Annotated in this window: 22 protein-coding genes; 11 read left to right on the top strand and 11 right to left on the bottom strand. The window is 68.9% G+C overall.

Going from position 1 to position 25,435, the window contains the following annotated elements:
- The first annotated feature begins 19 nt into the window (after positions 1–19).
- Both BEI_RS04700 and BEI_RS04695 read left to right on the top strand, forming a co-directional pair.
- Positions 20–904: a glycine betaine ABC transporter substrate-binding protein gene (locus BEI_RS04700; protein WP_097788427.1), complete on the top strand. Its 885-nt coding sequence runs from the start codon at positions 20–22 to the stop codon at positions 902–904.
- A gap of 75 nt (positions 905–979) precedes the next feature.
- On the top strand, positions 980–1,822 hold the full coding sequence (locus BEI_RS04695) for a nitrilase-related carbon-nitrogen hydrolase (protein WP_097788426.1): 843 nt from the start codon (positions 980–982) through the stop codon (positions 1,820–1,822).
- A gap of 64 nt (positions 1,823–1,886) precedes the next feature.
- On the opposite strand, the gene BEI_RS04690 is transcribed toward BEI_RS04695, so the two are convergent.
- Positions 1,887–2,762, bottom strand: a complete 876-nt coding sequence (locus tag BEI_RS04690; protein ID WP_227644572.1) for an amidohydrolase family protein — start codon at positions 2,760–2,762, stop codon at positions 1,887–1,889.
- A 33-nt stretch (positions 2,763–2,795) separates the two neighbouring features.
- The gene (locus tag BEI_RS04685) at positions 2,796–3,716 is read right to left on the bottom strand and encodes an alpha/beta hydrolase (RefSeq protein ID WP_097790995.1); all 921 of its coding nucleotides are present in this window, start codon (positions 3,714–3,716) and stop codon (positions 2,796–2,798) included.
- Between the two features lie 106 nt (positions 3,717–3,822).
- Between BEI_RS04685 and BEI_RS04680 the strand changes: the two genes are divergently transcribed.
- Entirely contained in the window at positions 3,823–4,791 is a 969-nt protein-coding gene (locus tag BEI_RS04680; RefSeq protein WP_097788425.1) for a GlxA family transcriptional regulator, read from the top strand.
- On the opposite strand, the gene BEI_RS04675 is transcribed toward BEI_RS04680, so the two are convergent.
- The 4 genes from BEI_RS04675 to BEI_RS04660 all read right to left on the bottom strand — a co-directional run bounded on the left by BEI_RS04675 (position 4,792) and on the right by BEI_RS04660 (position 12,108).
- Positions 4,792–8,112 carry an FAD-binding and (Fe-S)-binding domain-containing protein gene (locus tag BEI_RS04675; protein ID WP_097788424.1) on the bottom strand — a complete coding sequence of 1,107 codons (3,321 nt, stop codon included), beginning with the start codon at positions 8,110–8,112 and terminating at the stop codon, positions 4,792–4,794. It abuts the gene before it with no gap.
- A 205-nt stretch (positions 8,113–8,317) separates the two neighbouring features.
- Positions 8,318–9,808: a CoA-acylating methylmalonate-semialdehyde dehydrogenase gene (locus BEI_RS04670; RefSeq protein ID WP_097788423.1), complete on the bottom strand. Its 1,491-nt coding sequence runs from the start codon at positions 9,806–9,808 to the stop codon at positions 8,318–8,320.
- Positions 9,809–9,855: 47 nt separating this feature from the next.
- Positions 9,856–11,139, bottom strand: coding sequence for a M24 family metallopeptidase (locus BEI_RS04665; protein WP_097788422.1), 1,284 nt, complete (start codon positions 11,137–11,139; stop codon positions 9,856–9,858).
- Positions 11,140–11,223: 84 nt separating this feature from the next.
- On the bottom strand, positions 11,224–12,108 hold the full coding sequence (locus tag BEI_RS04660) for a HalD/BesD family halogenase (RefSeq protein ID WP_097788421.1): 885 nt from the start codon (positions 12,106–12,108) through the stop codon (positions 11,224–11,226).
- A gap of 103 nt (positions 12,109–12,211) precedes the next feature.
- Here BEI_RS04660 and BEI_RS04655 point away from each other — a divergent pair, with 103 nt between their 5' ends.
- Entirely contained in the window at positions 12,212–13,102 is an 891-nt protein-coding gene (locus tag BEI_RS04655) for a LysR family transcriptional regulator (RefSeq protein ID WP_097788420.1), read from the top strand.
- 38 nt (positions 13,103–13,140) lie between these two features.
- On the opposite strand, the gene BEI_RS04650 is transcribed toward BEI_RS04655, so the two are convergent.
- The gene (locus BEI_RS04650) at positions 13,141–13,617 is read right to left on the bottom strand and encodes a YbhB/YbcL family Raf kinase inhibitor-like protein (RefSeq protein ID WP_097788419.1); all 477 of its coding nucleotides are present in this window, start codon (positions 13,615–13,617) and stop codon (positions 13,141–13,143) included.
- A 127-nt stretch (positions 13,618–13,744) separates the two neighbouring features.
- On the opposite strand from BEI_RS04650, the gene BEI_RS04645 reads away from it, so the two are divergent.
- Together BEI_RS04645 and BEI_RS04640 are read left to right on the top strand one after the other, a co-directional pair.
- On the top strand, positions 13,745–14,206 hold the full coding sequence (locus BEI_RS04645) for a flavodoxin family protein (protein WP_097788418.1): 462 nt from the start codon (positions 13,745–13,747) through the stop codon (positions 14,204–14,206).
- 75 nt (positions 14,207–14,281) lie between these two features.
- Complete coding sequence (locus tag BEI_RS04640; RefSeq protein WP_097788417.1) at positions 14,282–15,331, top strand: TAXI family TRAP transporter solute-binding subunit; 1,050 nt, start codon at positions 14,282–14,284, stop codon at positions 15,329–15,331.
- Positions 15,332–15,393: 62 nt separating this feature from the next.
- On the opposite strand, the gene fadA is transcribed toward BEI_RS04640, so the two are convergent.
- On the bottom strand, positions 15,394–16,572 hold the full coding sequence (gene fadA / locus BEI_RS04635) for an acetyl-CoA C-acyltransferase FadA (RefSeq protein WP_097788416.1): 1,179 nt from the start codon (positions 16,570–16,572) through the stop codon (positions 15,394–15,396).
- Positions 16,573–16,598: 26 nt separating this feature from the next.
- On the bottom strand, positions 16,599–18,749 hold the full coding sequence (gene fadB / locus BEI_RS04630) for a fatty acid oxidation complex subunit alpha FadB (RefSeq protein WP_097788415.1): 2,151 nt from the start codon (positions 18,747–18,749) through the stop codon (positions 16,599–16,601).
- A gap of 150 nt (positions 18,750–18,899) precedes the next feature.
- On the opposite strand from fadB, the gene BEI_RS04625 reads away from it, so the two are divergent.
- The gene (locus tag BEI_RS04625) at positions 18,900–20,057 is read left to right on the top strand and encodes a DUF5924 family protein (protein ID WP_097788414.1); all 1,158 of its coding nucleotides are present in this window, start codon (positions 18,900–18,902) and stop codon (positions 20,055–20,057) included.
- 245 nt (positions 20,058–20,302) lie between these two features.
- The gene (slyA, locus tag BEI_RS04620; RefSeq protein WP_097788413.1) at positions 20,303–20,743 is read left to right on the top strand and encodes a transcriptional regulator SlyA; all 441 of its coding nucleotides are present in this window, start codon (positions 20,303–20,305) and stop codon (positions 20,741–20,743) included.
- On the opposite strand, the gene BEI_RS04615 is transcribed toward slyA, so the two are convergent.
- A complete protein-coding gene (locus BEI_RS04615) occupies positions 20,740–21,264 on the bottom strand; it encodes a preprotein translocase subunit YajC (protein ID WP_097788412.1) in 525 nt (174 codons plus the stop codon). The genes slyA and BEI_RS04615 overlap by 4 nt on opposite strands.
- A gap of 108 nt (positions 21,265–21,372) precedes the next feature.
- On the opposite strand from BEI_RS04615, the gene BEI_RS04610 reads away from it, so the two are divergent.
- Positions 21,373–21,825, top strand: a complete 453-nt coding sequence (locus tag BEI_RS04610; RefSeq protein WP_097788411.1) for a universal stress protein — start codon at positions 21,373–21,375, stop codon at positions 21,823–21,825.
- A gap of 49 nt (positions 21,826–21,874) precedes the next feature.
- Here the strand turns inward: BEI_RS04610 and BEI_RS04605 are convergent, their stop codons facing one another.
- Positions 21,875–23,827 carry an ATP-binding cassette domain-containing protein gene (locus tag BEI_RS04605; RefSeq protein ID WP_097788410.1) on the bottom strand — a complete coding sequence of 651 codons (1,953 nt, stop codon included), beginning with the start codon at positions 23,825–23,827 and terminating at the stop codon, positions 21,875–21,877.
- A 249-nt stretch (positions 23,828–24,076) separates the two neighbouring features.
- Between BEI_RS04605 and BEI_RS04600 the strand changes: the two genes are divergently transcribed.
- Positions 24,077–24,958, top strand: coding sequence for a TatD family hydrolase (locus BEI_RS04600; RefSeq protein ID WP_097790994.1), 882 nt, complete (start codon positions 24,077–24,079; stop codon positions 24,956–24,958).
- Complete coding sequence (locus BEI_RS04595) at positions 24,951–25,430, top strand: hypothetical protein (RefSeq protein WP_097788409.1); 480 nt, start codon at positions 24,951–24,953, stop codon at positions 25,428–25,430. The genes BEI_RS04600 and BEI_RS04595 overlap by 8 nt, the downstream gene beginning before the upstream one ends.
- Positions 25,431–25,435: the final 5 nt, after the last annotated feature.

Below are 25,435 nucleotides of genomic sequence, written 5' to 3'. Positions count from 1 at the left end.
CACAACGAGGAGCAACGCCATGAAACGACTGATCGCCCTGCTGTCCGGCCTGACCCTGGCCGGCTCCCTGGCCACCGCCCAGGCCGACGAGATCGTGGTCGGCGGCAAGAACTTCACCGAGCAGCAGATACTCGCCAGCATGACCGCCCAGTACCTGGACGCCCTCGGCTACGACGTCGAGAAGCGCGCCGGCATGGGCTCCGCCGTGCTGCGCCAGGCCCAGGAGAACGGCCAGCTCGACCTCTACTGGGAGTACACCGGCACCTCGCTGATCAACTACAACGACGTCACCGAGTCGCTGTCCCCGGAGGAGACCTACCAGCGCGTCAAGGCACTGGACGCCGAGAAGGGCCTGGTGTGGCTGGAGCCCTCCGCCGCCAACAACACCTATGCCCTGGCCATGCGCCAGGAGAGCGTCGCGGAGACCGGCATCGACAGCCTCTCCAGGCTGGCCCAGGCGGTGAACGACGGCGACGAGGCGCTGACCTTCGCCATGAACGCCGAGTTCTACGCCCGCGAGGACGGCTGGCGCCCGCTGCAGCAGGCCTATGACTTCCGGGTCGGGCGCGGCGACATCAAGCGCATGGACTCCGGCCTGGTCTACCAGGCGCTGCGCGACGGCCAGGTCGACGTGGGCCTGGTGTTCGCCACCGACGGCCGCATCCCGGCCTTCGACTTCCAGGTCCTGGAGGACGACCAGGCCTTCTTCCCGGCCTACGCCCTGACCCCGGTGGTGCGCGAGGAGACCCTGGAGGCCAACCCCGAGCTCGCCGAGCAGATGAACGCCCTGTCCGCCCTGCTCGACGACCAGACCATGGCCACCCTCAACGCCCGGGTCGACGTGGCGCGCGAGACCATCGAGGACGTGGCCCGGGCCTTCCTGAGCGACCACGACCTGATCTAAGGCCTCTCCCCCCGACTCGAAAAGGCCGCGTCATGCGGCCTTTTCGCCGTTTCGCCCCTTGAGTGGAGCCCTTTCATGCACTACCAGGATTCGCTTCACGTCGCCGCCGCCCAGGTCAACGCCGACCTCGGCCAGGTGGATGCCAACCTCGAGCGCCATCTCGCGGTCATCGAGGAGGCCGCCTCCCGCGGCGTCGAGCTGCTGGTCTTCCCCGAACTCTCGCTGACCGGCTACGGCCTGGCGGCCGGCATCATGCAGGTGGCCATGCCCGTCGAGGACCCGCGCCTCGCCCGGCTGGCCGAGGCCTGCGGCGCCATGCAGGCGGTGGTGGGCTTCGTCGAGGAGGCCAGCCCCGGCGAGTACTACAACGCCCTGGCCATCCTCCAGGACGGCGCCATCGTGGCCGTCCACCGCAAGCTCAACCTGCCCACCTACGGCGGCCTCGAGGAAGGCAAGTGGTTCAGCCACGGCAGCGAGCTGACCCTCGCCCAGGTGCGCCCCGGGTGGTCGGCCACCCAGCTGATCTGCGCCGACCTCTGGAATCCCGCCCTGGTCCATGCCGCCCTGCTGCCCCGCCCCACGGTGCTCTGCGCGCCGATCAACTCCGCCTCGGGCATCGTCAGCGAGGACTTCTCCAACGAGCAGAACTGGCTGCTCAACGTGCGCTTCTACGCCATGACCTACGGCACCCCGGTGATCATGGCCAACCGCTACGGCCCGGAGGGGGCCAGCCATTTCTGGGGCGGCTCGCGCATCCTCGGCCCCCGCGGCGAGGTGCTCGCCGAGGCCGAGGATCGCGAGCAGCTGATCACCGCCACACTGTCGCGCACCGCCATCGCCAGGGCCCGCTTCGAGCTGCCCACCCATCGCGATGCCGACACCCCGCTGATCCGCGAGCTGATGGCCGGCTACCGGTGAGGTCGCCATGAAAGAGGCCGCTCGCCTGGGGCGAGCGGCCTTTCTCTCGTCGAAGCGAGCGCCGTCAGTTCCGGAAGTAGAGCCGATCCGGGTTGTCGACCAGGATCCTCTTGCGGAGCCCGGGATCGGGCGCCCAGTCGGCGAGGGCATCGAGCAGGGGGCCGTCGTTGGGCATGGGCACCGGAATATGCGGGTGGGGCCAGTCGGACCCCCAGACGCACTGTTCCGGATTGGCCTCGATCAGTCGCCGGGCGAAGGGCACGACATCCTCGTAGGGGGTCTGCCGCTGGCCGGTGATGCGATAGGCCCCGGAGAGCTTCACCCAGGCATCACCGCGCGCCATCAGCCGGCACAGCGCCTGGAAGCCGGGCTGGTCGACCCCCTTGTCGCAGGCCATGTGTCCCATGTGATCCACGACCACCGGCACGGGCAGCCGCGCCACCCGGGCCTCGAGATCCTCGAAGGCGGACACGTCGACCAGGAACTGCAGGTGCCAGTGGCGGTCGGCGAGGCGTCCGGCGAGGGACTCCACGTCACGCCAGGCGATGCCCCCCTTGAACAGCAGGTTGAGTCGCACGCCCCGGAAGCCGTCGGCGGCCAGGGCGTCCAGCTCGGCGTCGGACACCTCACTGTCGACCACCGCGATGCCCCGATAGTCCTGCCCCTCGTCACGCAGGACACGAATCGCGTCCCGGGTCGCCGAGTTGTCGAGGCCATAGACGCTGGGCTGGACCAGCACGCCCCGCTCGATGCCCAGGGCGCGATGCAGGTGGCGATACTGATCGAGGCTGGCCTCCGGCGGCGTATAGGTCCGGGCGGCCTGGTAGGGATAGCGGGACGCCGGGCCGAAGACGTGGGCGTGGCAGTCCACCGCCCCCGCAGGGGCGGTGAAACCGGGGGCGCGTGGCGCCGGGTCCATGGGGTCACAGAAGGGGATCATGGCATCACCTGGCTCGGGTTCGTCGTGGCGACGTCAGGCCACGGCCTGCTGGCTGACCGGCGTCCAGGCCGTCTCCTTCAACCAGTCGGCCACCTGGCCGGCGAAGGTCTGGAACTTGGGATCGTCGTCCAGCATCCACTCGGTATGACCGCCCTCGGGGAGCAGGTACATGGCCTTGGGCCCCGGGTAGGTGGCGTACAGCGACTGGGCCTCGGTGACCGGGTGCAGGTCGTTCTCGCCGCCGTGGGCGATCAGCAGCGGGGTGCGGGCGAAGCGCTGATCGATGTGGGACTCCGGCCGGAAGGCGATCAGCGAGTCCGCGAAGTCCAGGTCGGAGGTCAGGCCGTAGCCCGGGGTCTTCCACAGCACGCCGTCCACATAGCTCTTGGAGATCGGGTCCAGCGGGTAGATGCGGAAGGGATCGATCGCCTGGGCCTCGCCGCCCTGGGCCAGGCGCAGCCGCTCCTGGTTGAGGAACTGACGGAATTCCTTCCAGCCGAGCTCGCCGCGCAGGGCCTTCTGCACGCGCACCGCATCGAAGAAGCCGTTCATGCTGATCAGGGCGTCGACCAGGTCCTCGACCTGACGGAAGGCATCCAGCACCAGGCCGCCGGCCATGCCCCAACCGGCCAGCACCAGCTTGCGGCCTTCCTCGTCGGCTCGCGCCCGGACATAGGCCACGACATTGGCGATATCCCGGACCTGCTCTTCCAGCAGCACCTTGCCACGCTTTCCTTCGCTTTCGCCGAAACCACGGTAGTCGAACCCGAAGCAAAGGAAGCCCTGCTTGGTCAGGAAACGAGCGAAACGCTCGGGATGAATATGCTTCAAGCCGGTGAAACCCGAGCACACGATGACGATGGGAGCCTCGTCCTGAACGACACCCTCTTCCCAGTAATAGGAACCGTCGAGTTTGAGGCCATCGCTGATGATTGAAACGCTCTCTGACTGCATGATCTTCTCCAGGGACTGACTGTTGGCGCTGCCCTTATCGGCATTGACATCTTGCGACAAGCCTCGCATCGTTAAGAACATCCATGCGACACAAAAGACAACGATCATGACACCCTCCGGCCACGAGGACTCGCCCTTCACCGTCGGCTTTCTGCTCTTCCCCAACTTCGCCATGCTCTCGTTCAGCTCGGTCATCGAGCCCTTGCGGATCGCCAACCGACTGAGTGGCCGACGCCTGTATCGATGGGAGCTGGTCAGCCTCGACGACGAGGTGGTGGAGGCCAGCAACGGCATCCCCTTCACGCCCACCCTCCGCCTCGACGACTGGCGGTCGCTGGATGCCGTCATCCTGGTGGCCGGTACCGGCACCAACCTCATCGCCAGCGCGAGACTGTTCAAGTGGCTGCGGGAGGTGGGGCGCAGCCGGCGCCTGCTGGGCTCGACCTCCACCGGCAGCATCCTGCTGGCCCGAGCCGGCGTCCTGCGTCACAAGCGTTGCACCATTCATTGGGAGGATCAGGCGAGCCTCCAGGAGGAACATCCCGACCTTCTGGTGACCAACGAGCTGTTCGAGATCGAGGAAAACATCCTGACCTGCTCGGGGGGAACGGCGGGCCTCGACATGATGCTTTCGCTGATCGATCGACAACAGGGTAGCGTGCTGGCCAAGCACATCGCCGACCAGTGCATTCACCCGGACATTCGCCCCGCTCACGACAAGCAGCGCATGTCACTGGAGGAACGTCTCGGGGTCCACAACCCCGCCCTTTCCTCCGCCATCCATGTGATGCATTCCCATATCGAGGACACCATCAACTGCGAACAGATCGCCGATCTCGTCGGCATTTCCCACCGCCAGTTGCAGCGACTCTTCAAGGAGCACTTCGGCGTCACCCCGGCAAGCTATTACCTCAACATGCGCCTGGAACATGGCGACAGCCTGCTGCGCAAGACCTCGCTGGACATCATCAACATCGCCACCGCGACCGGATTCTCTTCCACCTCCCATTTCAGCAAGTGCTATCGCAAGGCATACGGCATCTCGCCCCGGGAGCGTCGCAAGGTCCGCGCCTGATCAGCCGGCTCGCCTCAGGACTTCCAGCAGGCCCTGCAGGGGGTGCGGCAGGGCAGCGTCCGACAGCCGTCTGGCCTGGCTGCGGCAGGAGTAGCCGGTGGCCAGCAGCCGGCCGGCGTTGGCGGGATCCTCCACCCGCGGCTGCCAGGACTGGGCGTAGATGGCCTTCGAGGTCGCCAGGTTGCGCGCCTCGTGGCCGTAGGTCCCGGACATCCCGCAGCAGCCGGTGGCCACCACCTCGAGCTCCAGGCCGAAGGCGGCGAATATCCGCTGCCAGGCCCTGGGCGTGCCCGGGGCATTGGTCTTCTCGGTGCAGTGGGCCAGCAGCCGGTAGCCGGGATCGTCGAGGCGGACGCCGTCGGGCACCCGCGAGGCGCGCTCCCCGGCCAGCCGTTCGCTCAGCCATTCGGGCAGCAGCTTCACCTCGGGCACGGCGGCCTCGCCCAGCGCCTTCACGTACTCCTGGCGGTAGGTCAGGGTCATGGCCGGGTCGATGCCGACCAGCGGCACCCCGGCCTCGGCCAGCGTGCGCAGCCGCTCGGCCTGTTTGGCCGCGGTGCGCTCGAAGGCGCCGAGGAAGCCCTGCACGTGCAGCGGCTTGCCGTTGGGCGCGAAGGGGGCGACGAAGACGCGCACGTCGAGCCGCTCGAGCAGCTCCACCACGTCCATCACCAGCCGCGACTCGAAGTGGCTGGTGAAGGCGTCCTGCACCAGCACCACGCTGTTGGCCTTCTGGGCCGCGGTGAGCCGGCCCAGCGTCGTCGGCGTGGCCTCACTCACGCCCCAGGCGGCGAGCTGCTTGTCGAGGCGCGCCCGGGACAGCCGGGGGCTGTCGACCATGCCCACGGGCCCGGCCAGCAGGCGGTCCACCCAGCGGTTGGCCAGGGCGGCGTTGTACAGCGGGGCGACGCGCGAGAGCGTCGGCACCAGGAACTCCAGCCCGCCGATCAGGTAGTCGCGCACCGGGCGCAGGTAGCGGCCGTGGTAGACCTCCAGGAACTGCGAGCGGAAGGCTGGCACGTTGACCTTCACCGGGCACTGGCCGGCGCAGGACTTGCAGGCCAGGCAGCCGGCCATGGCGTCATAGACCTCGTGGGAGAAGTCGGCCTCGCCGCGGCGCCGGGCCAGGGTGTGGCGCAGCTTGCCGGGGAAGGCCTTGACCGCGCCCCAGACGCCGGCGGTCCGCGCCCGCTCGGCGACCTCGACCACGTCGACGCCGGCCTGGTCCTGCAGGCGCAGCCACTCGCGCATCAGGCTGGCGCGGCCCTTGGGCGAGTGGATGCGCTGGCGGGTGGCCTTCCAGGACGGGCACATGGCGTCGTCCGGGTCGTAGTTGTAGCAGGCGCCGTTGCCGTTGCAGTAGACGGCATCGCCGTGGGCCTGCCAGACCCGCTCGTCGATCTGGCGGTCATGCTCGCCGCGGGTGGGCACGTCGTCGATGGCCAGCAGGCCCGGATCGACCCACTTGACGGCCTGCTCGTCTTCGCCCCCTTCCGGACTGGACGGGTTGGCCTGGGCGTCATGTTCGGCCGAGGGAGTCCTGCCCGCGTCTTCGGGCGGGCTGGAGAGCGGGGTGGCGATCTTGCCGGGATTGAGCTGGTTGTGGGGGTCGAAGGCGGCCTTGAGCCGGCGCAGGCTGGGGTAGAGCGGGCCGAAGAAGGCCGGGGCGTACTCGGAGCGCACGCCCTTGCCATGCTCGCCCCACAGCAGGCCGCCGTACTGGCGGGTGAGCGCGGCGACCTCGTCGGAGATCTCGCGGATCAGCGCCGCCTGGGCGGGATCCTTCATGTCCAGCGCCGGGCGCACGTGCAGCACCCCGGCGTCGACGTGGCCGAACATGCCGTAGTCGAGGTCGCGGGCGTCGAGCAGGGCGCGGAACTCGGCGATGTAGTCGGCCAGGTGCTCCGGGGGCACGGCGGTGTCCTCGACGAAGGGCAGCGGGCGCTGCTCGCCCTGGACGTTGCCGAGCAGGCCCACGGCGCGCTTGCGCATGCCGTAGACGCGCTGGATCTGCTCGCGCCCCTCGGCGAGGGTGTAGCCCAGGCGGTCGACGCTGCGGTCGTCCCCCAGGTGGCGGCAGAAGGCGGCGACCCGCTCGGCCAGGCGCTCGGGGTCGTCGTCGTTGAATTCCACCAGGTTGATGCCCTGGCATCGGCTCGTCCGGCCTGCGCGGGCGCTGGGCGTTGTTGCGCGGTGCTCGCCGACTCGCCTACCCCCTCGGTATGTCTCGTCGTCGGCGCGCCGCGCGCCTAGCCCATCATCCCGCTCGGCTCGGACTGGGTCGTCTTCCTCCCGCGCGTCGGGAAAGAACTCGGCGACGCTGTCCCACACGAAGTCCTGCTGCGCCAGGCCCAGCACCTTGTCGTCCACCGTCTCGATGGAGGTCGGGGCGGCGCTGCTTCCCATCAGCGCCTTGGCGTCGCGCAGGGCATCCATGAAGCCCGCATAGCGCACGTTGACCAGGGTCGAATGGCCGGGGATCGGCAGCACGTTGAGCACTGCCTCGTTGGTGAAGGCCAGCGAGCCCTCGGCGCCGCACAGCACGCTGTTGAGGTCGAACCGGCCGTCCTCGGTACGCAGATGGGCAAGATCGTAGCCGGTCAGGCAGCGGTTGAGCGGCGGGAAGGTCTCGCGGATGCGCTCGCGCTCGGCGTCGATGATGCCCCGGGCCGTGCGATGCACCCGGCCCACGGCGTCGTCGCGCTCGCACAGGGCGTCGAGCTCGGCCTCGTCCACCGGCCGGGTGGTGAGGCGCTCGCCGCCGAGCAGCACGCTGTCGAGCTCGAGGACGTGATCGCGGGTCTTGCCGTACTCGCAGCTGCCCTGGCCGCTGGCGTCGGTGGCGATCATGCCGCCGATCGTCGCCCGGTTGGAGGTGGAGAGCTCCGGGGCGAAGAAGAGCCCATGGGGCTTCAAGGCGGCGTTGAGCTGGTCCTTGACCACGCCGGCCTGGACGCGGACCCGGCGGGCCGCGACGTCGATGTCGAGGATGGCGTTCATGTGCCGGGAGACGTCGACCACCAGGCCGTCGGTGAGCGACTGGCCGTTGGTGCCGGTGCCGCCGCCACGGGGGGCCAGCACCACGCGGCGGAAGTCGTCGCGCCCGGCCAGGCGGGCGATGCGCGCCAGGTCGTCGGCGCCGCGGGGGTAGAGCACCGCCTGGGGCAGGCGCTGGTAGATCGAGTTGTCGGTGGCGAGCACCGTGCGGTTGGCGTAGTCCGGGGCGATGTCGCCCTCGAAGCCGGCATCGCGCAGGGCCTCGAGGAAGCGCAGGTAGGGGACGTCGGCCTGGCGGTCGTCAGGGGCGAGTCGAGCGATCATGGGAGAGGTCGACCGGGCAAGAATGTGCGGCACATCAAACCATGGTCCCCCTCCCCCCGAGCGGCAGGAAGACGCCACCTCGGGACACTTTTCCGACATCCGATCCCGGCCCGGAACGACGCCGCCCCCGGGCCGACGGGCGCGGGGGCGTCAGGGGGTGCCGGCCCGGGCGGGCCGACAGGGAGGCACGGTCAGTTCGACACGGTCAGTTTGACGGGAAGTTGAACTGGGCGATCTCCTGCTGGGAGCGCTGCGGCCAACGCTGGGACACGGCCTTGCGGCGAGTATAGAAGCGCACCGCATCGGGGCCGTAGGCGTGCAGGTCGCCGAACAGCGATTCCTTCCAGCCGCCGAAGCTGTGGAAGGCCACCGGCACCGGCAGCGGCACGTTGATGCCCACCATGCCCACCTCGATGGCATCACTGAAGCGGCGGCCGGCCTCGCCGTCCCGGGTGAAGACGCAGGTGCCGTTGCCGTACTGGTGAGCGTTGATCAGCGCGATGGCCTCCTCGAAGGTCTCGACGCGCACCACGCACAGCACCGGGCCGAAGATCTCGTCGCGGTAGATGCCCATCTCCGGGGTCACCCGGTCGAACAGGGTGGCGCCCAGGAAGTAACCAGGAGAGCCCTCGACCAGCGGGTGCTCGCGGCCGTCGACGACCAGCTCGGCCCCGGCCTGCTCGCCCTGGGCGATGTAGCCAGCGACCTTGTCCCGATGCGCGGCGTTGACCAGGGCGCCCATGTCCAGACCCGGCTCGGTGCCCGGACCGATCTTCAGGGTGCGGGCCTGGTCGGCGAGCTTGCCGACCAGGGCGTCGGCGGTGTCGTCGCCCACGCAGACCGCCACCGAGATCGCCATGCAGCGCTCGCCGGCGCTGCCGTAGGCGGCCCCGATCAGGGTGCTGGCGGCGTTGTCCAGGTCGGCGTCGGGCAGCACGATGGCGTGGTTCTTGGCGCCGCCCAGGGCCTGGACGCGCTTGCCGTTATCGGCCCCGCGCCGGTAGATGGCCTTGGCCACCGGGGTGGAACCGACGAAGGACAGCGCCTTGACGTCCGGGGCGTCGATCAGCGCCTCGACGGCCTCGCGGTCACCCTGGACCACGTTGAAGATGCCCCGCGGCAGGCCGGCCTGGTCGAGCAGCTCGGCCATCTTGATCGCGGCGGAGGGCACCTGCTCGGACGGCTTGAGGATGAAGGCATTGCCGCAGGCGATGGCCATCGGATACATCCACAGCGGCACCATGGCCGGGAAGTTGAACGGCGTGATGCCGGCGACGATGCCCAGCGGCTGGTGATTGGACCAGGTGTCGATGCCCGGGCCGGCGTTGTGGGAATACTCGCCCTTGAGCAGCTCGGGCACGCCGCAGGCGTACTCGACGTTCTCGATGCCGCGCTTGAGCTCGCCCAGGGCGTCCTCGAGCACCTTGCCGTGCTCCTCGGCGACGAGCCGGCAGATCTCGTCGGCGTCGCGCTCGAGCAGGGTCTTGAAGCGGAACATCACCTGGGCGCGCTTGGCCGGCGGCAGGTCCCGCCAGGCCGGCTGGGCCTCGCGGGCGGCGGCGATGGCCCGGTCCACGGTGGCGGCGTCGCCCAGGGCCACCCGGCGAACGGCCTCGCCGGTGGCGGGGTTGAAGACATCGATCCTGCGCTCGCCGGCCACGCGTTCGCCGGCGATCCAATGGGTCACGTTTGTCATGGGGTCTCTCTATTGCATCAGGGAAAGCGCTGCTTCGGGCGGCGTTCTCAGAATTCCTTGCCGAGCAGGGCCTCGTCGAAGGGGTAGCGCGAGAGCTTCTCGATGCCGGTGTCGGTGACCAGCACCTCCTCCTCCAGCTTGACGCCGTCGGCGGCGCCGACCTCGCCGATGTAGCTCTCCACGGAGACCACCATGCCGGGCTCCAGGATGCCGTCCTTGGAGAAGCGATCGAAGTCCATGTGGTGGGCGACCAGCGGCGTCTCGCCGTGCATGCCCACGCCGTGGATGATCGACGGATAGCGGCGGTCCAGGAAGCGTTCGGGGATCTTCCAGGCCTGCTCGGCGATCTCGCGGTAGCTCATGCCCGGCTTGAGGATGCCCATGTTGTGGTGCACCTGGTCGTAGGCCATGCGATACAGGCTCTTCTGGTAGTCGCTGGGCCGCCCCGGGCCGACGTGGAAGGTGCGCGAGAAGTCGGAGTAATAGCCGTGGCAGCCGATGGTGTCGGTGTCCAGGGCCACCAGCTCCCCGGGGCGGATCACCCGGTCGCTGGCCTCGTTGAACCAGGGGTTGGTGCGCGGGCCGGAAGACAGCAGGCGGGTCTCGATGAACTCGCCGCCCTGGCGGATGACGTCGCCGTACATGATGGCGAACAGCTCGTTCTCGGTGACGCCGGGCTTGATGGCGGCCTCGACCTCGGCGACGGCGGCCTCGGAGCCGGCCATGGACTGGGCCAGGCAGGCGATCTCTTCCGGGGTCTTGATGCGGCGACAGTGCAGGGTGTCCTGCATGCAGTCGAAGACCTCGAGGCCCTGCGCCTCGAGCGAGCGCGCCAGGTTCAGGGCGCAGCGGTCCAGGCCGACCTTCTTGTTGCCGCGGCCATGTGCCTCGACCAGCTCGGCGATCTCGACGCCGAAGGGATCGGAGGACAGGTTGTCACGCTGGTTGACCGCCGACCACACCACCTTGGAGGTGCGCGATTCGTCGATGGTCTCGAGCCAGGTGGAGACGTGGGCGCTACCCGGGTATTCGAAGAGGATCACCGGGCCGTCCAGCGGCACGTAGATGTAGCGCGTGGAGTTGCGGAGGAAGTAGCCGAACATGTTGCGCGAGCCGGTGGCGTAGCGCTGGTTGTAGGGGTCGAACAGCACCACGGCGGCATAGCCCTGCTCGGCCATCATCGCCCGCAGGCGCTGCAGACGACCGGCCCGCAGCTGCCTGGGGTCGAAGGCGGTGGGAATGCTGTCGCCATTGGCCATGGGGGCCGAGGGAATCACCGGGATCTGGTCCGGCTCGTTGTCGGTCAGCTTCTCGAAGTCCACGATGCTCATGTCGGGTCTCTCTCGGGGGGAGTCGTTGAGATTGTAAGAGGGGCAGAGGCGGCGCCGGCCAGGCCGGCGCCCGGGACCGGGGCGTCAGTCGACCAGGGAGTCGCTGCGCTCCATGCCATCCTTCAGCAGCTGCTCGTGAACCGGCGCCATGCGGCCGAAGATGCGCTGGGCGCGCTCGGGGCGGCCGATGAAGCCCGGCTCCTTGGCATAGGCGAAGATCACGGTGTGACGCTCCTTGTCGCCTTCGACCGGGGTGACCCGGTGCAGGGAGTAGCGACCGAAGAAGATCTGCAGGTCGCCGGGCTGGAGGTCCAGGGACTTGAGCCGCGAGCGGTCGCCATCGATGACCTTCTCGACCTCCTCGAAGTTCTCGCCCTCGGGGCTGCGGATGCCGGGGGCATACTCGAAGCGGCCGCCGCCGTGGGACTGGCGGGTCATCATGGTGACGATGAACTCGTTGGTGTCGTAGTGCCAGGGATGCTGGCAGCCCTCGCGCAGCACGTTGACCACCAGGTCGGCGAGCGGATCGGCGTACTGGTGAATCTCCTCCATGCCCACCACGGTGGCGATGAAACGCTGGAAGTCGGCGTTCCGGTAGACCTGACGGATGATGGTGTCGTTGCCGATGCGATCGCCGGCCACGAAGCCGTTGGTCCGGTCGTCGAAGCGGTTCAGCGGGTGGCTGGCCGGCTTCGACGGGTCGGCGTCGCTGTTGTAGGGATTGGTTTCGGTCTGGTTATAGTGGGCTTCCGGGGAAAGCCGCTCGGTTTCGCGCTCGAGACGCTCCAGGGCCTGCTCGGGGACGAAGTTCTTGAGCACCACGCAGCCGTCATCCTCGAGCTGGCGGCGGCACTGGTCGATCAGCGCGCGGCCTGCCTCGCCATCGAGGTCGTTCAGGGGGTAGCGGGCCAGGTCGATGAGGCCGTCGAGGGAAGCGTCGTTGGCGTTGACCGAGGTGTCCACAGACATGAATTGCTCCGGTTCCGAATACACGCTGGACAGCTTAGAGCCGGCAGTCTCATAATGAAAATGAATCATCGCGATACAAACAATTTCAAAGGCTCATTAATCAATGGATACCGGACTGCTGAGGGCCTTCGTGACCGTCGCCGAGTGCCAGGGTTTCAGTGCCGCGGGCAAGGTGCTGCACCGCACCCAATCGGCGGTCAGCCTGCAGATCAAGCGCCTCGAGGATCAGATGGGCAAGGCGCTGTTCGAGCGCACCAGTCGCAGCGTCCTGCTGACCCGGCACGGCGAGCGCCTGTTGCCCTATGCCCGTCACATGCTCGTCCTGGAGGACGAGGCCCGTGAGGCGCTGGGCGACCGGCAGCGCGGCGAGCTGATCCGCTTCGCCACCTCCGAGGAACAGGCCAGCGCCTACCTGCCGGAGCTGCTGGAGCGCTATGCCAGACGCTTCCCGGATGCCCGACTGGATCTCAACTGCGACATGAGCACGGCGCTGGTGGGGCAGTTCCAGGAAGGCCTGCTGGACGTGGTGCTGTCGGTGCGTCATACCCCGACCCAGTCGGGACAGCTGCTGGGCTGGGAGCCCATGGTGTGGGTGGTCGCCGAGGACTGCCGTCTCGACGGCTGGGACGACGTCCTGCCCCTGGCCCTCAACCCCGAGGGCTGCATCTTCCGCGCCCACGCGCTCTCGGCCCTGGGCAAGGAAGAGCGCCGCTGGGAGGTCCGCTACGCCAGCCAATCCCCCACCGGCATCAACCTGCCGGTGCAGGCGGGGCTCGCCATGACGGTGAAGACCCCGCGCAGCGTGCCGGCGGGTTGTCGCATCGTCGGGGAAGACGAGGGTCTCCCGCCCCTGGGACAGGTGGAGATCGAGCTGCATCGCCGCCCGGGACACACCAGCGAGGCCCTGGACGCCTTCTGCGAGGAACTGGAGCGCATCGTCACCTGCAACGACGATGTCGCCGCGCCGGATCCGAGCGTACTCATTCCGGACTGAGGCCCCGCGCCCGACCAGGGACGCGGGGAGATGGCGGCTCAGTCGCGCCGGTAGGTGCCGATCAGCCGATTCATGCCGATCAGGTGCGGCTCGACCTGCTTGAGCAATTCGGCCATGGAAATGCCCTCGGGCAGGGCGGTGGGCTTGTCCAGGGCCAGCACCCAGAAGTAGTACTGGTGAAGGCCGTGCCCCTCCGGTGGCATGGGACCGCCGTAACCGTTGCGATTGAAGTCGTTGCGTCCCCGCGTTCCCGAGGAGGTGGCCTCCTTCAGCGAGGTGGTGGAGGACGGCAGGTTGTAGAGGACCCAGTGCACGAAGCCGTAGCTGCCGTGCTGCACCAGGGGCGCATCCGGGTCATGGCAGATCACCGCGTACCCCTTGGTGCCCTCCGGGGGATTCGCCCACTCCAGGGGCGGCGAGAGATCGTCTCCCTCCCCGGTGTACTTGATGGGAATCTCCTGGCGATTCTCGAAGGCGGAGCTTGTCACCTGCAGCTTCGAAAAGGCGAAGGCCATGGGTATCTTCCTCCTTGATGTGAAGCATGGATGCCGATTTCAGCGTCGGCGACGCCGTCAAGCCTGTCAACGGCGTTTCCCCATGGCATGATGGCCGGATTCGCATCCTTCAACCCGGCAGGCCGACATGAAGCGACTGTTGATCGTGGCCCATGCGCCCTCCCCCAACACCCTGAGGCTGCGCGACGCCGCCGAGCGCGGCGCCCGCCACCCCGACATCGAGGACGTGGAGGTGGTGGTCAAGCCACCCCTGGAGGCCGGCCCCGAGGACGTGCTGGCCTGCGACGCCATCCTGCTCGGCACCACCGAGAACCTGGGCTACATGAGCGGCGCGCTGAAGGACTTCTTCGATCGCAGCTACTATCCCGTGCTGGAGGAGAAGCAGGGCCTGCCCTGTGCCCTCTACGTCCGCGCCGGCCATGACGGCACCGGCACCCGCCGCGCCGTGGAGAGCATCGTCACCGGGCTGCGTTGGAAATGGGTCCAGGAACCGGTGCTGCTGAGGGGAGAATGGCAGGACGACTTCGTCGACCGGGTGGAGGAACTGGGGCTCTACCTGGCCGCGGGCCTGGACGGCGGCATCCTCTGAGGGCGGCGACTATGCTGAGACTCATCCCCCGAAGTCGACCTCGACGAGGGGTGGCGAGTCCTCAGGAGGTGCGCCATGCATACCCAAGAGACGCCGCCACGGCGCCCCAGGCTTTCGCCTTGCCGCCTGCTCGGCACTCGCCTGGCCCTGGTCGCCGCCCTGCTCCTGCCGGGGGCCGGCCTGGCCGCCGAACCCGGCATCGTCATCGCCACCGCGAGCCCCGCCGGGGTCTATCACGCCACCGGCCGCACCCTCTGCCGCCTGCTCGATGTCCCCTGCGAGGCCCGCCCCAGCGGCGGCTCCGCCGCCAACCTCGAGGCAGTGCGCAACGGCGAGGTGACCGCCGACCTGGCCCAGTCGGACCTCCAGTATCAGGCCGTGACCGGCACCGAGGGCTTCGCCGCGGTCGGGCCGGACCCCGAGCTGCGCGCGGTGTTCTCGCTGCATGGGGAGCCCTTCACCCTGGTGGCGCGCCGCGACAGCGGCATCGGGGGCTTCGCCGACCTCAAGGGCCATGCGGTGAACGTGGGCAATCCCGGTTCCGGCCAGCGCGGCACCATGATGACGCTGCTCGAGGCCTGGGGCTGGACCCTGGACGACTTCCGCCCGGCCCATGCGCTGCCCGCCGACCAGCAGTCCCTGGCGCTGTGTCACGGCAACATCGACGCCATGGTCTATACGGTGGGCCATCCCAACCCCTCCATCCAGCAGGCGGTGCGGCTGTGCGACGCCAAGCTGGTCGACGTCACCGGCCCAGGGGTGGACCGGCTGGTGGCCGAGACGCCCTACCTCGCCCATGCCACCATCCCCGCCGGGCTCTATACCGCCGACCAGCCGGCGGTGACCACCTTCGGGGTGCGCGCTACCCTGGTCGCCTCGGAGCAGACCCCGCCGGATGCCATCTACGCCATCGTGGCCGCGGTCTTCGACGACCTGGACGCCTTCAAGTCCCGCCATCCGGCCTACAGCGATCTCAGCCCCGCGCGGATGATGAGCGAAGGGCTTTCGGCGCCGCTGCACGAGGGCGCCAGGCGCTACTACCGGCAACGGGGCTGGCTCACCGCCGAGCCTCCCGTTCCGCCCGAGCCGGCGACGCCACCGGCACCCGCGGACCCGACCCTCTGACACGACGACGCCGGCGGCCCTCGTGGCCGCCGGCGTCGATGGCCTGGCACGGGGAATCGGCCTTAATTGAGCCGCTCGAACACCGTGGCCACGCCCTGGCCCATGCCGATGCACATGGTCGCCAGGCCCAGGGTGGTGTCCTGCTCCCGCATCACGTTGAGCAGGGTCGTGGAGATGCGCGCGCCGGAGCAGCCCAGCGGATGGCCCAGGGCGATGGCCCCGCCGTGGAGGTTGACCGCCTCGTCCATTCGGTCGCGCAGGCCCAGATCCTTGAGCACCGGCAGCGACTGGGCGGCGAAGGCCTCGTTGAGCTCGACGGTCTGGATGTCGTCGATGGACAGGCCCGCGGTCTTCAGCGCCTTCCGCGAGGCCGGCACCGGGCCATAGCCCATGATCGAGGCATCGCAGCCGGCCACGCCGGTGGACAGCACCCGGGCGATCGGCTCGAGCCCCAGTGCCTGGGCGCGCTCGGCGCTCATCACCGCCATGCCGCTGGCCCCCACCGAGAGCGCCGAGGAGGTCCCGGCGGTGACGGTGCCGCCGCGCGGATCGAAGACCGGCTTGAGCTCGGCCATGCTCTCCAGGCTGGCGTCGGCGCGGATCACCTCGTCGCCGGCGACGCGGACCCGGAAGCCTCGGGCGTCGTGGCCCTCGACGCCGATGATCTCGTTGTCGAAGCCGCCGTTGTCCAGGGCGGCCTGGGCGCGACGATGGGAGCGCACCCCGAAGGCGTCCTGCTCCTCCCGGGAGATGCCGTGCATCTTGCCCAGCAGCTCGGCGGTCAGCCCCATCATCATGGCCGCCTTGGCGGCATGCTTGCTGGTCGCCGGGTTGACGTCGACGCCATGGGTCATGGGCACGTGCTCCATGTGCTCCACACCGCCGATGACGTAGAAGTCGCCCATGCCGGCACGGATGTTGGCCGCGGCGATGTGCAGGGCGCTCATCGAGGAGCCGCACAGCCGGTTGACGGTCTGGGCAGGTACGGTCCGGGGGATGCCGGTCATGATCGCCGCGTTGCGGGCGATGTTCATGGCCTGCTCCAGGGTCTGGTTGACGCAGCCCCAGATGACGTCGTCGACCTCGGCGGGCTCCAGGCCGGGATTGCGATCGAACAGGGCCTGCATGACGGCGGCGGACAGGTTCTCGGCCCGCACGTGACGGAAGGCGCCGTTCTTGGCCTTGGCCATGGCGGTGCGCACGCCGTCGACCACCACGATGTCTCGCGGATTCAAACTCATCGGATGTCTCTCCTTAACGCGGTGAATCAGGCGTAGAAACGCTCGCCGCTGCGGGCCATCTCGCGCAGCTTGTCGGTGGGGGCGTAGAGCGGCCCCAGTTCCTCGGCCAGCCCCTCGGCCAGCTCGACGAAGGCGTCCACGCCCAGGGCGTCGATGTAGCGCAGGGCGCCGCCGCGGAAGGGCGGGAAGCCGATGCCGTAGATCAACGCCATGTCGGCCTCCGCCGGGGTGCCGACGATGCCGTCCTCCAGGCAGCGGACCGTCTCCAGGCACAGCGGCACCATCATGCGGGCGATGATGTCCTCGTCGGAGAACTCGCGGTCGGCCTTGGCCATCCCCCGGACCAGTTCGATGGCCGCCTCGTCCACGACCTTCTTCGGCTTGCCCTTCCTGTCCTCCTCGTAGGCATAGAAGCCCTTGCCGTTCTTCTGGCCGAGGCGCTCCTGGTCGTACATCACCTCGGGGGCGTTCTTGCCTTCCCGGGCCATGCGCTCGGGGAAGCCCTCGGCCATCACCTGGCCGGCATGCACGGCGGTGTCCATGCCCACCACGTCGAGCAGGTAGGCCGGGCCCATGGGCCAGCCGAACTTCTCCATGACCTTGTCGACGCGCTGGAAGTCGGCGCCCTGCTCCAGCAGCAGGGAGAAGCCCCCGAAGTAGGGGAAGAGCACCCGGTTGACCAGGAAGCCGGGGCAGTCGTTGACCACGATGGGGGTCTTGCCCATCTTGCGGGCGTAGGCCACGGTGGCCGCCACGGCGGCGTCCCCGGTCTTCTCGCCGCGGATGACCTCGACCAGCGGCATGCGGTGCACCGGGTTGAAGAAGTGCATGCCGCAGAAGTTCTCGGGGCGCTTGACGTTCTCCGCCAGGCGGGTGATGGAGATGGTCGAGGTGTTGGAGGCGAGGACGGTGTCCTCGCCGACCGCGTCCTCCACCTCGGCTAGCACGGTTCCCTTGACCCTGGGATTCTCGACGACGGCCTCGACCACCAGGTCGACATGGCCGAAATCCCCGTAGGAGAGCGTGGGCCGGATGTTGCTGAGCCTCTCGGCCATCTCTCCGGTGGAGAGCTTGCCCCGCTCGGCCTGCTTGGCGAACAGCTTGCGCGCCTCCTTGAGCCCCAGCTCGATGGCCTCTTCCTTGATGTCCTTCATCAGGATGGGCGTTCCCTTGGCGGCGCTCTGGTAGGCGATGCCGCCGCCCATGATGCCGGCCCCCAGCACGGCGGCCTGCTCGACGGGACGGGCCTGCTTCTCGTACTGGCCGCCCTTCTTCTTGACCAGCTGATCGTTGAGGAAGAGGCCCACCAGGTTGAAGCAGACGTCGGTCCTGGCCAGCTTGGCGAAGCCCTTGGCCTCGATCTCCTGGGCGCGGTCGCGTCCCTCGCCGGCGCCCTTCTGGATGACCTTGATGGCCTCGATCGGCGCCGGGTAATGGGGCCCGGCCTTGCCGGCCACGTAGCCCTTGGCGGTCTCGAAGGCCATCATCTGCTCGATGGCGTCGAGCTTCAGCGGGCCGGTCTTCTCCGCGCGACGGGCCCGGTAGTCGAGCTCGCCACGCCGGGCGCGGTCGAGCAGGTCTCGGGCCGCCTCCATGAGCGACTCATCGGGCACCACTGCGTCCACGGCGCCCATCCTGAGGGCCTCCGCGGCCTTGTTCTGGGTGCCGCCGGCGATCCATTCGATGGCATTGTCGGCGCCGATCAGCCGCGGCAGGCGAACGCAGCCACCCCAGCCAGGCAGGATGCCGAGCTTGGTCTCGGGCAGGCCGAGCTGGGCGTCCTCCCCCATCACCCGAAAGTCCGTGGCCAGGGCCACCTCGCAGCCGCCGCCCAGGGCCAGGCCGTTGATGGCGGTCACGGTAGGGAACGGCAGGTCCTCGATGGTATTGAAGAGACCATGCACCCGCCGGAGCATGCTCAGGATGTCCTCTTCGCCACTCTCGAACAGGCCATGGAACTCGGTGATGTCGGCACCGACGATGAAGGCCTCCTTGGCACTGGTCACCAGCAGCCCCGCGATCCCCTGTTCGGCGTGGATCGCCTCCACCGCCTGGAACAGTTCGTCGAGCACCGCTTGCGAAAGCTTGTTGACCGACTCGTCCTTCAGGTCGAAGGTCAGGGTGGCGACGGCGTCGTCATCGCGTGCCACCGTGATGGCATTGCCTTGATAGATCATCCACGAATCTCCGTGCGGGAATTCATACGGCCGTTTGATCTAATCAGCTTGGGCCAGTCCGAGGGCTCCGTCAACCCCTTTTTCTGGCGAGCGCCGGGCGTCGCCAGGGGACGACTCCCGGCCCTCGCCGCACCCTGATACGATGCGCCCATGGACCCCGCAGGCCCCTTGCCATCGCCCTCCCGAGGCTCGCGCCTCGACGGCTGCCAGCAGTCGCTGGCCGTCCTGGCCGAACGCCTGCGCCCCTGGCGCTGGCTCTGGCCACCGCTGGCCTTCGCCGCCGGGATGGCCAGCTTCTTCCTGGTGGAGCGCCAGCAATGGCTGGGCGCCACCCTGGCCCTCGGCATGCTGGTCACCTGGCTGCTGCTGCTCTCGGAGAACCTGATCGCCCGCTGGCTGACCCGGAGAGGCTACCCGCCGCCGCCTCGCGGGGTGACCACCTTCATCGCGCAGATGGTCCATCAGGAGACGCTGTTCTTTACCCTGCCCTTCCTGCTGGCGACCACGGCCTGGTCCAGCGGCCAGGCGATCTTCACCCTGCTGATGCTGGGCCTGGCCCTGCCGTCGATCCTCGACCCCCTCTATTATCGCCTGGCCGAGCGATACCGCTGGCTCTACTTCGCCTTCCATGCCCAGTGCGTCTTCCTGGTGGTGCTGGTGGCCCTGCCGACCCTGTTGCACCTGACCACCGCCCAGAGCCTGGTAATGGCACTCGCGGCCATGATGATCTTCAGCCTGCCCAGCCTGATGGAATGGCTGAAGCCGCTGACCCCGCGTCGCTGGCTGGCCATGCTGGCCCTGCTGCCGCTGCTGGCCGGCGCGGGATGGCTGGGGCGGATCTGGGTGCCGCCCGCCAGCCTGTGGCTCTCCGGCCATGCCCTGTCGCCCGCCTTCGACGAACGGGCCCGGGCGCCGGAGGGCGGGCTGCACCTCACCCCCGAGGCGCTGGTCGACCACGGCCTCTATGCCTATACGGCCATCCATGCGCCCCGGGGGCTGCGCGAGGAGATCGTCCACGAGTGGCGACACGAGGGGAGGCTGGTCGACCGCATCCCGCTGGAGATCCAGGGCGGTCGAGAGGCGGGATACCGGGCCTGGACCCACAAGCGGCGCTTCCCCGCGCGGACGGCAGGCGACTGGCGGATCGACGTCATGACGTCGGGCGGTCAGCGGATCGGCGTGCTTCGGTTCACCGTCGACGAGGAAGAGGAGCGGGCGACCCTGGCCGATGGCCGGATCCGCCGGCCGGCGGGCCTGCCCGGCCTGGACCTGTCCCGGCTGATGGCCCGGCCGGCGCCGGCTCCTTGAGCAGGGGGATCGCAGTTAGCGTTATCGCTCGGGGCTGATCCGTCGACAGGTCTGCGAGGGGGCGCTGTGAACCCCTCCCTGGGCGCTACCGACGCCATCCATGGCGTAGGCCCCCCTCTTCGACCTGTCCCCGGCGCCCCTCGCCAGATCCAACTGCGAAAGCCCTGCCCCCTTGAGGGCGCGGCTTGCATTACACGGCGGCGCTCCGGACAATCCAGCCAGGCTTACCCGTTTCGCAGAGTCCCATGCATCAGAACATCGGCTTTCAACTGTCCCGCGTGCCGCGGCTGTGGCGCGCGATCATCGACCGGCGCCTGGCGCCCGAGGGACTGACCCAGACTCGCTGGGTCACGCTCTATCACCTCTGGCGGCTGGGGGATGACCAGCCCCAGTGCGACCTGGCCCGGGCGATCGGCGTCGAGGCCCCGTCCCTGGTGCGAACCCTCGACCAGCTCGCCGAGCAGGGCCTCATCGAGCGTCGCCCCTGCGACCAGGACCGGCGCACCAAGCGGATCGTCCTGACCCCGGCGGCCATGCCCCTGCTCGAGCGCATCGACGCCGTGGTGAGCCAGGCGCGCGAGGAGATGCTCGCCGGCCTCTCCGAGGAGGACGTGGCACAGCTCGGCGAGCTGCTGTCCCGCATCGAGGCCAATGGGCTGGCGATCCAGGCCCGGGAGGAAGGCTAGGGGCCCTGCAGGGGCGGGCGCGCGGTCGGCCGGTCCGGTCGTCCTGCCAGGCCGTCGCGCAGTTCGGCGAGATCGCCGGCCAACGGCGCGAATACCGTGGGCTCGAGGGATTCGTCCCACCACAGCGTCAAGGCCTCGGCGTTCGACTCCACCGCCACGGCATCCGACGGCAACTCGGCCAGCAGGGCCGCGAACCGCTCCCTGAGGGAGGCGGGCAGCGTCTGCAGCGGCTCCTTGCGCCAGCGCCACCCCTCGACGAAGGGCTTGAGGGCCACGCTGGCCTGATCGTCGTGCACCAGCATGAAGTCCGGCCCGGGACGCTGGGCGGGATAGGGCCAGCGATAGGCGGACATGCGATCGCCGTCATTGTGGAGCGGCGAGGGCTCGAGCCGCACCCTGACCCCCGTGCGGGAGGCGGCGTCCCGCAGGCGCATCACGCGCTGCTGGCGAGCACTGGGCCGCAACCACATGGCCGGCGCGAAGACCAGTCCCACCGCGACGAGGATGATTAACCAGACCATAAGCGTTTCCTGTTCGAATCTTGATGCAAGTCGTTGTCTTGTCTCGTCGTGCGTCCTAGAGTGGAAGTCAGTCAACCACCCGCTGGACCTGCTGCCGGAGGCAATGCCATGAGCAACGAGTATCGTCACGTCCTGGTCGCCGTCGACCTGACCAAGGACTCCCACAAGGTGCTGGAGCGGGCGATGCAGATCGCCGACCGCAACAAGGCCAAGCTCTCCATCATCCATACGCTCGAACCGCTCGGCTTCGCCTACGGGGGCGATATCCCCATGGACCTCACCAGCATTCAGGACCAGCTGGACGAGCATGCCAAGCAACGCCTGGCGGAGATCGCCGATCCCCAGGTGCCCAAGGAGAACCAGCACGTGGTCGTGGGCATGCCGGACACCGAGATCCATCGCTTCGCCGAGGAAGAGGGCGTGGACCTGATCGTGGTCGGTTCCCACGGCCGTCACGGCTTCGCCCTGCTGCTCGGTTCCACCTCCACCGGCGTCCTGCACGGCGCCCAGTGCGACGTCCTGGCGGTACGGGTCGGCAAGGAAGGCGAGACCGAGGAATAGACCAGCCCCCTTCCCCCGGAGAAGGCGCCCCCAGGGCGCCTTCTTCGCGTCAGGCGCTTCCCTCTGCCAGGGCCTCCAGCTCCATCCAGCGTTCCATGGCGGCCTCGAGTTCCGCCTGCTTGTCGCTCAAGGCCTGAAGCGTCGCGGTTACCGTCCCGGCCTCCTGCTGGTAGAAGGCCGGATCGCCCACCTGCGTCTCGAAGTCGGCCACCTCACGTTCGAGACGCTCGATCTCGGCGGGCAGGGCGTCGAGCTCGCGCTGCAGCTTGTAGGACAGCTTGGCGCGCCGGGGCGGTGCCTTGGGGGACGCGCTCGCCTCCTCCTTGGCCGGGGATTCCGGCCTGGCCGCACGGCTCGGCGAGGCGTCGGCGACGGGCTCGGCCTCCTGACGGGCGGCGCCCTCCCAAGGGGCCGGGGGGAGCTTGCCGCCCTGGCGCACCCAGTCGCTGTAACCGCCCACGTACTCGCGCACCCGGCCCTCGCCGGCGCTGGCCAGCACGCTGGTCACCACATTGTCCATGAAGGCCCGGTCGTGGGAGACCAGCAGCAGGGTGCCGTCGAAGTCGAGCAGCAGCTCCTCGAGCAGTTCCAGGGTCTCCACGTCCAGGTCATTGGTGGGCTCGTCGAGCACCAGGACATTGGCCGGCTGGGTGAACAGCCTGGCGAGCAGCAGGCGATTGGACTCGCCGCCGGACAACGCCTTGACCGGCTGGCGGGCGCGCTCCGGGGTGAACAGGAAGTCCTGCAGGTAACTCATCACGTGGCGATCGCGTCCGCCCACGCTGACCCGGTCGCTGCCCTGGGCGACGTTGTCGTAGACGCTCTTCTCCGGCTCGAGGCCGGCCCTCAGCTGGTCGAAGTAGGCTACCTGGAGCTTGGTGCCGAGACGCACCGTCCCCTCGGTGGGCTCGAGCTCGCCGAGCAGGATCTTGAGCAGGGTGGTCTTGCCGGCACCGTTGCGGCCGATGAAGCCGATCCGGTCGCCGCGCTGGATCTCCAGGCTCAGGTCGCGGATCACCGTCTCGTCGCCGAAGCGCTGGGTGACGTGGGACAACTCCACCACCCGCTTGCCGCTGCGCTCACCGGTGTCCACCGAGAGGTTGGCGCGACCCTGGCGCTCGCGACGCTCGCCGCGTTCCCGACGCATCTGCTGCAGGGCCCGCACGCGACCCTCGTTGCGGGTGCGACGCGCCTTGATGCCCTGACGGATCCAGGCCTCCTCCTGGGCCAGCTTCTTGTCGAACTCGGCGTTCTCCCGGGCCTCGACCTCCAGCTCGTGGGTCTTCTGTTCCTGATAGCGGGCGTAGTCGCCGGGATAGCGACCGAGCCGACCGCGATCGAGCTCGAGGATCGCCGTGGCCAGGCGCGACAGGAAGGCCCGGTCGTGGGTGATGAACAGCACGGCCCCCGGGAAGGCGGCCAGCTGCTCCTCCAGCCAAGCGATGGTGTCCAGGTCCAGGTGGTTGGTGGGCTCGTCGAGCAGCAGCAGGTCGGGCTCGGCCACCAGGGCCCGGGCCAGGGCCACGCGCCGGCGCCAGCCGCCGGAGAGCGCCGCCATCTCGGCGTCCTCGGGCAGCCCCAGCCGGGTCAACACCACGTCGATGCGCTGGTGGAAGGACCAGCCATCGATGGCCTCCAGCCGGGTCTGCAGCTGGGCCATCCGCGACATGTCGGGCTCGGCTTCCTGCACCAGGTGGTGATATTCGGAGAGCAGCTCCCCCGCCTCGGGCAGGCCCTGAGCCACCACGTCGAAGATGGTCTCCCCCGAGGCATCGGGCAGGTCCTGGGCCAGCACGCCGATCTTGAGGCCTGGCGCGCGCCAGATAGTGCCGCCGTCGGGGACGATCTCGCCGGCCACCAGCTTGAGCAGGGTCGACTTGCCGGTCCCGTTGCGGCCCACCAGGGCCAGGCGCTCGCCCTTCTCCAGCACCAGGTCGGCGCCATCGAGGAGCACCTGGGGCCCATAGGCCAGTTGCAGCTGTTCCAGACGTAGCAGGGTCACGCGCTCACCTCCCGATTCATCGAATCCGCCAGTGTAACGCATGGCCGCCCCGACGTGGCCCCACCCGGCGCTCCCGGGTACAATGCGCGCCTCGTATTCATCCGGCCAGGGGTTGTGTCGGATGAATCGCGGCACGCCAGAAGATCCACGCCTCTGCGCCAGAGTGGCGCCGGCGACGATCCAAGAGATCAGGACGATCCGTTGGATTGCCAGAGACATAGACAGGAGTGCTTCGCCTTGGCCGACACGATGCCCCCTTTCGACGACGTATTGCCCGAGGGGCTGAGGTTCCGTTCGCCGGCACCGCTGGTGGACATCGGCGCCAACCTGACCCATGAGAGCTTCGCCCGGGACCGGGAGGCGGTGATCCGGCGCGCGCGGGCCGCCGGCGTCGACACCCTGATCCTGACCGGTACCGACCTCGAGCACGCCGAGCAGGCCGTGGGACTGGCGCGAGACCATGCCGGGCTCCATGCCACCGCCGGGATCCACCCTCACGACGCCAGCCAGTGGTCGCCGAGCCTGGAGGCGGCCATGCGCGAGCTCCACCGCATGCCGGAGGTCGTGGCGGTGGGCGAGTGCGGCCTGGACTTCAATCGTAACTTCTCGACGCCGGCCGAGCAGGAGCGGGCCTTCGAGGCCCAGCTGGGACTCGCCGCCGAGAGCGGACTGCCGCTGTTCCTTCACGAGCGGGACGCGGGCCGGCGGATGCGCGACATGCTCCACGCCTGGCGAGACGACATTTCCCGGGCCGTGGTGCACTGCTTCACGGCCGATCGCGAGACCCTCTACGGCTACCTGGATCTCGACCTGCACATCGGCCTGACCGGCTGGCTGTGCGACGAGCGACGCGGCCATCACCTGCGCGAGCTGGTGGGCGCCATCCCCCTGAATCGGCTGATGGTGGAAACCGACTGCCCCTACCTGCTGCCGCGCAATTTACCTGCCAAACTCAAGGGCAGGCGCCACGAACCGGCCCTGCTGCCCTGGATCGTGCGCGAGATCGCCCATTGGCGCGGCAACACCGAGGCCGAGCTGGCCAGGGCCACCACCGCCACCGCCCTGGCCTTCTTCGGACTCGACGGAGACGATACCCGGCAAGCCCTCGAGGAGGGGCAACGACATGGTTGAGCTGCCAGCCTTCATTGCGGTCGAGACCGGCGACGACGGCGACCTGCCGCTCTCCATCGCCTGGACCCTGCCCGACGGGCGTGTCAAGCACACCCTGATCCAGCCCGACGACGACTGGCTGGACGACGAGATGGTCTCGCTGGGAGCCTACAGCCTGGAGGAGCTCACCAGCATGGGGGTGAGCCCGCTGGACGTGATCCGCGAGCTGGAGAACGACCACTTCAATGCCACCCTCTACACCGCCGGGGTCGGCGACGACGAGGCGGCACTCTCGCGGCTGTTCGAGACCTACGGCCTGGATCCGTTCGTCGAGCTGGCGCCGGCGGAGAGCCTCTACGCCGCCCTGGCCCCGGGCGACTGGGCCCGCGCCCGCGGCGAACTCTTCGGCGAGCTGGGGCTCGAGCCGCTGCGTCCCGAGGAGGAGATCCAGGTGATGCTGACGCTCCACCAGCGCCTGGCCCTGGACGACTAGCGCGT

The organism is Halomonas beimenensis, assembly GCF_002549795.1.
GTDB lineage: Bacteria > Pseudomonadota > Gammaproteobacteria > Pseudomonadales > Halomonadaceae > Halomonas > Halomonas beimenensis.
The sequence above is the reverse complement of the archived record's forward strand: the minus strand, read 5'-3'. Positions and strand labels throughout refer to the sequence as shown.

What these genes read in the sequence shown, in the direction of transcription:
- BEI_RS04700 (WP_097788427.1), top strand. Translation starts at nt 20, where the DNA reads ATGAAACGACTGATCGCCCTGCTGTCCGGCCTGACCCTGGCCGGCTCC.
- BEI_RS04695 (WP_097788426.1), top strand. Translation starts at nt 980, where the DNA reads ATGCACTACCAGGATTCGCTTCACGTCGCCGCCGCCCAGGTCAACGCC.
- BEI_RS04690 (WP_227644572.1), bottom strand. Translation starts at nt 2,762, where the DNA reads ATGATCCCCTTCTGTGACCCCATGGACCCGGCGCCACGCGCCCCCGGT.
- BEI_RS04685 (WP_097790995.1), bottom strand. Translation starts at nt 3,716, where the DNA reads ATGCAGTCAGAGAGCGTTTCAATCATCAGCGATGGCCTCAAACTCGAC.
- BEI_RS04680 (WP_097788425.1), top strand. Translation starts at nt 3,823, where the DNA reads ATGACACCCTCCGGCCACGAGGACTCGCCCTTCACCGTCGGCTTTCTG.
- BEI_RS04675 (WP_097788424.1), bottom strand. Translation starts at nt 8,112, where the DNA reads ATGATCGCTCGACTCGCCCCTGACGACCGCCAGGCCGACGTCCCCTAC.
- BEI_RS04670 (WP_097788423.1), bottom strand. Translation starts at nt 9,808, where the DNA reads ATGACAAACGTGACCCATTGGATCGCCGGCGAACGCGTGGCCGGCGAG.
- BEI_RS04665 (WP_097788422.1), bottom strand. Translation starts at nt 11,139, where the DNA reads ATGAGCATCGTGGACTTCGAGAAGCTGACCGACAACGAGCCGGACCAG.
- BEI_RS04660 (WP_097788421.1), bottom strand. Translation starts at nt 12,108, where the DNA reads ATGTCTGTGGACACCTCGGTCAACGCCAACGACGCTTCCCTCGACGGC.
- BEI_RS04655 (WP_097788420.1), top strand. Translation starts at nt 12,212, where the DNA reads ATGGATACCGGACTGCTGAGGGCCTTCGTGACCGTCGCCGAGTGCCAG.
- BEI_RS04650 (WP_097788419.1), bottom strand. Translation starts at nt 13,617, where the DNA reads ATGGCCTTCGCCTTTTCGAAGCTGCAGGTGACAAGCTCCGCCTTCGAG.
- BEI_RS04645 (WP_097788418.1), top strand. Translation starts at nt 13,745, where the DNA reads ATGAAGCGACTGTTGATCGTGGCCCATGCGCCCTCCCCCAACACCCTG.
- BEI_RS04640 (WP_097788417.1), top strand. Translation starts at nt 14,282, where the DNA reads ATGCATACCCAAGAGACGCCGCCACGGCGCCCCAGGCTTTCGCCTTGC.
- fadA (WP_097788416.1), bottom strand. Translation starts at nt 16,572, where the DNA reads ATGAGTTTGAATCCGCGAGACATCGTGGTGGTCGACGGCGTGCGCACC.
- fadB (WP_097788415.1), bottom strand. Translation starts at nt 18,749, where the DNA reads ATGATCTATCAAGGCAATGCCATCACGGTGGCACGCGATGACGACGCC.
- BEI_RS04625 (WP_097788414.1), top strand. Translation starts at nt 18,900, where the DNA reads ATGGACCCCGCAGGCCCCTTGCCATCGCCCTCCCGAGGCTCGCGCCTC.
- slyA (WP_097788413.1), top strand. Translation starts at nt 20,303, where the DNA reads ATGCATCAGAACATCGGCTTTCAACTGTCCCGCGTGCCGCGGCTGTGG.
- BEI_RS04615 (WP_097788412.1), bottom strand. Translation starts at nt 21,264, where the DNA reads ATGGTCTGGTTAATCATCCTCGTCGCGGTGGGACTGGTCTTCGCGCCG.
- BEI_RS04610 (WP_097788411.1), top strand. Translation starts at nt 21,373, where the DNA reads ATGAGCAACGAGTATCGTCACGTCCTGGTCGCCGTCGACCTGACCAAG.
- BEI_RS04600 (WP_097790994.1), top strand. Translation starts at nt 24,077, where the DNA reads ATGCCCCCTTTCGACGACGTATTGCCCGAGGGGCTGAGGTTCCGTTCG.
- BEI_RS04595 (WP_097788409.1), top strand. Translation starts at nt 24,951, where the DNA reads ATGGTTGAGCTGCCAGCCTTCATTGCGGTCGAGACCGGCGACGACGGC.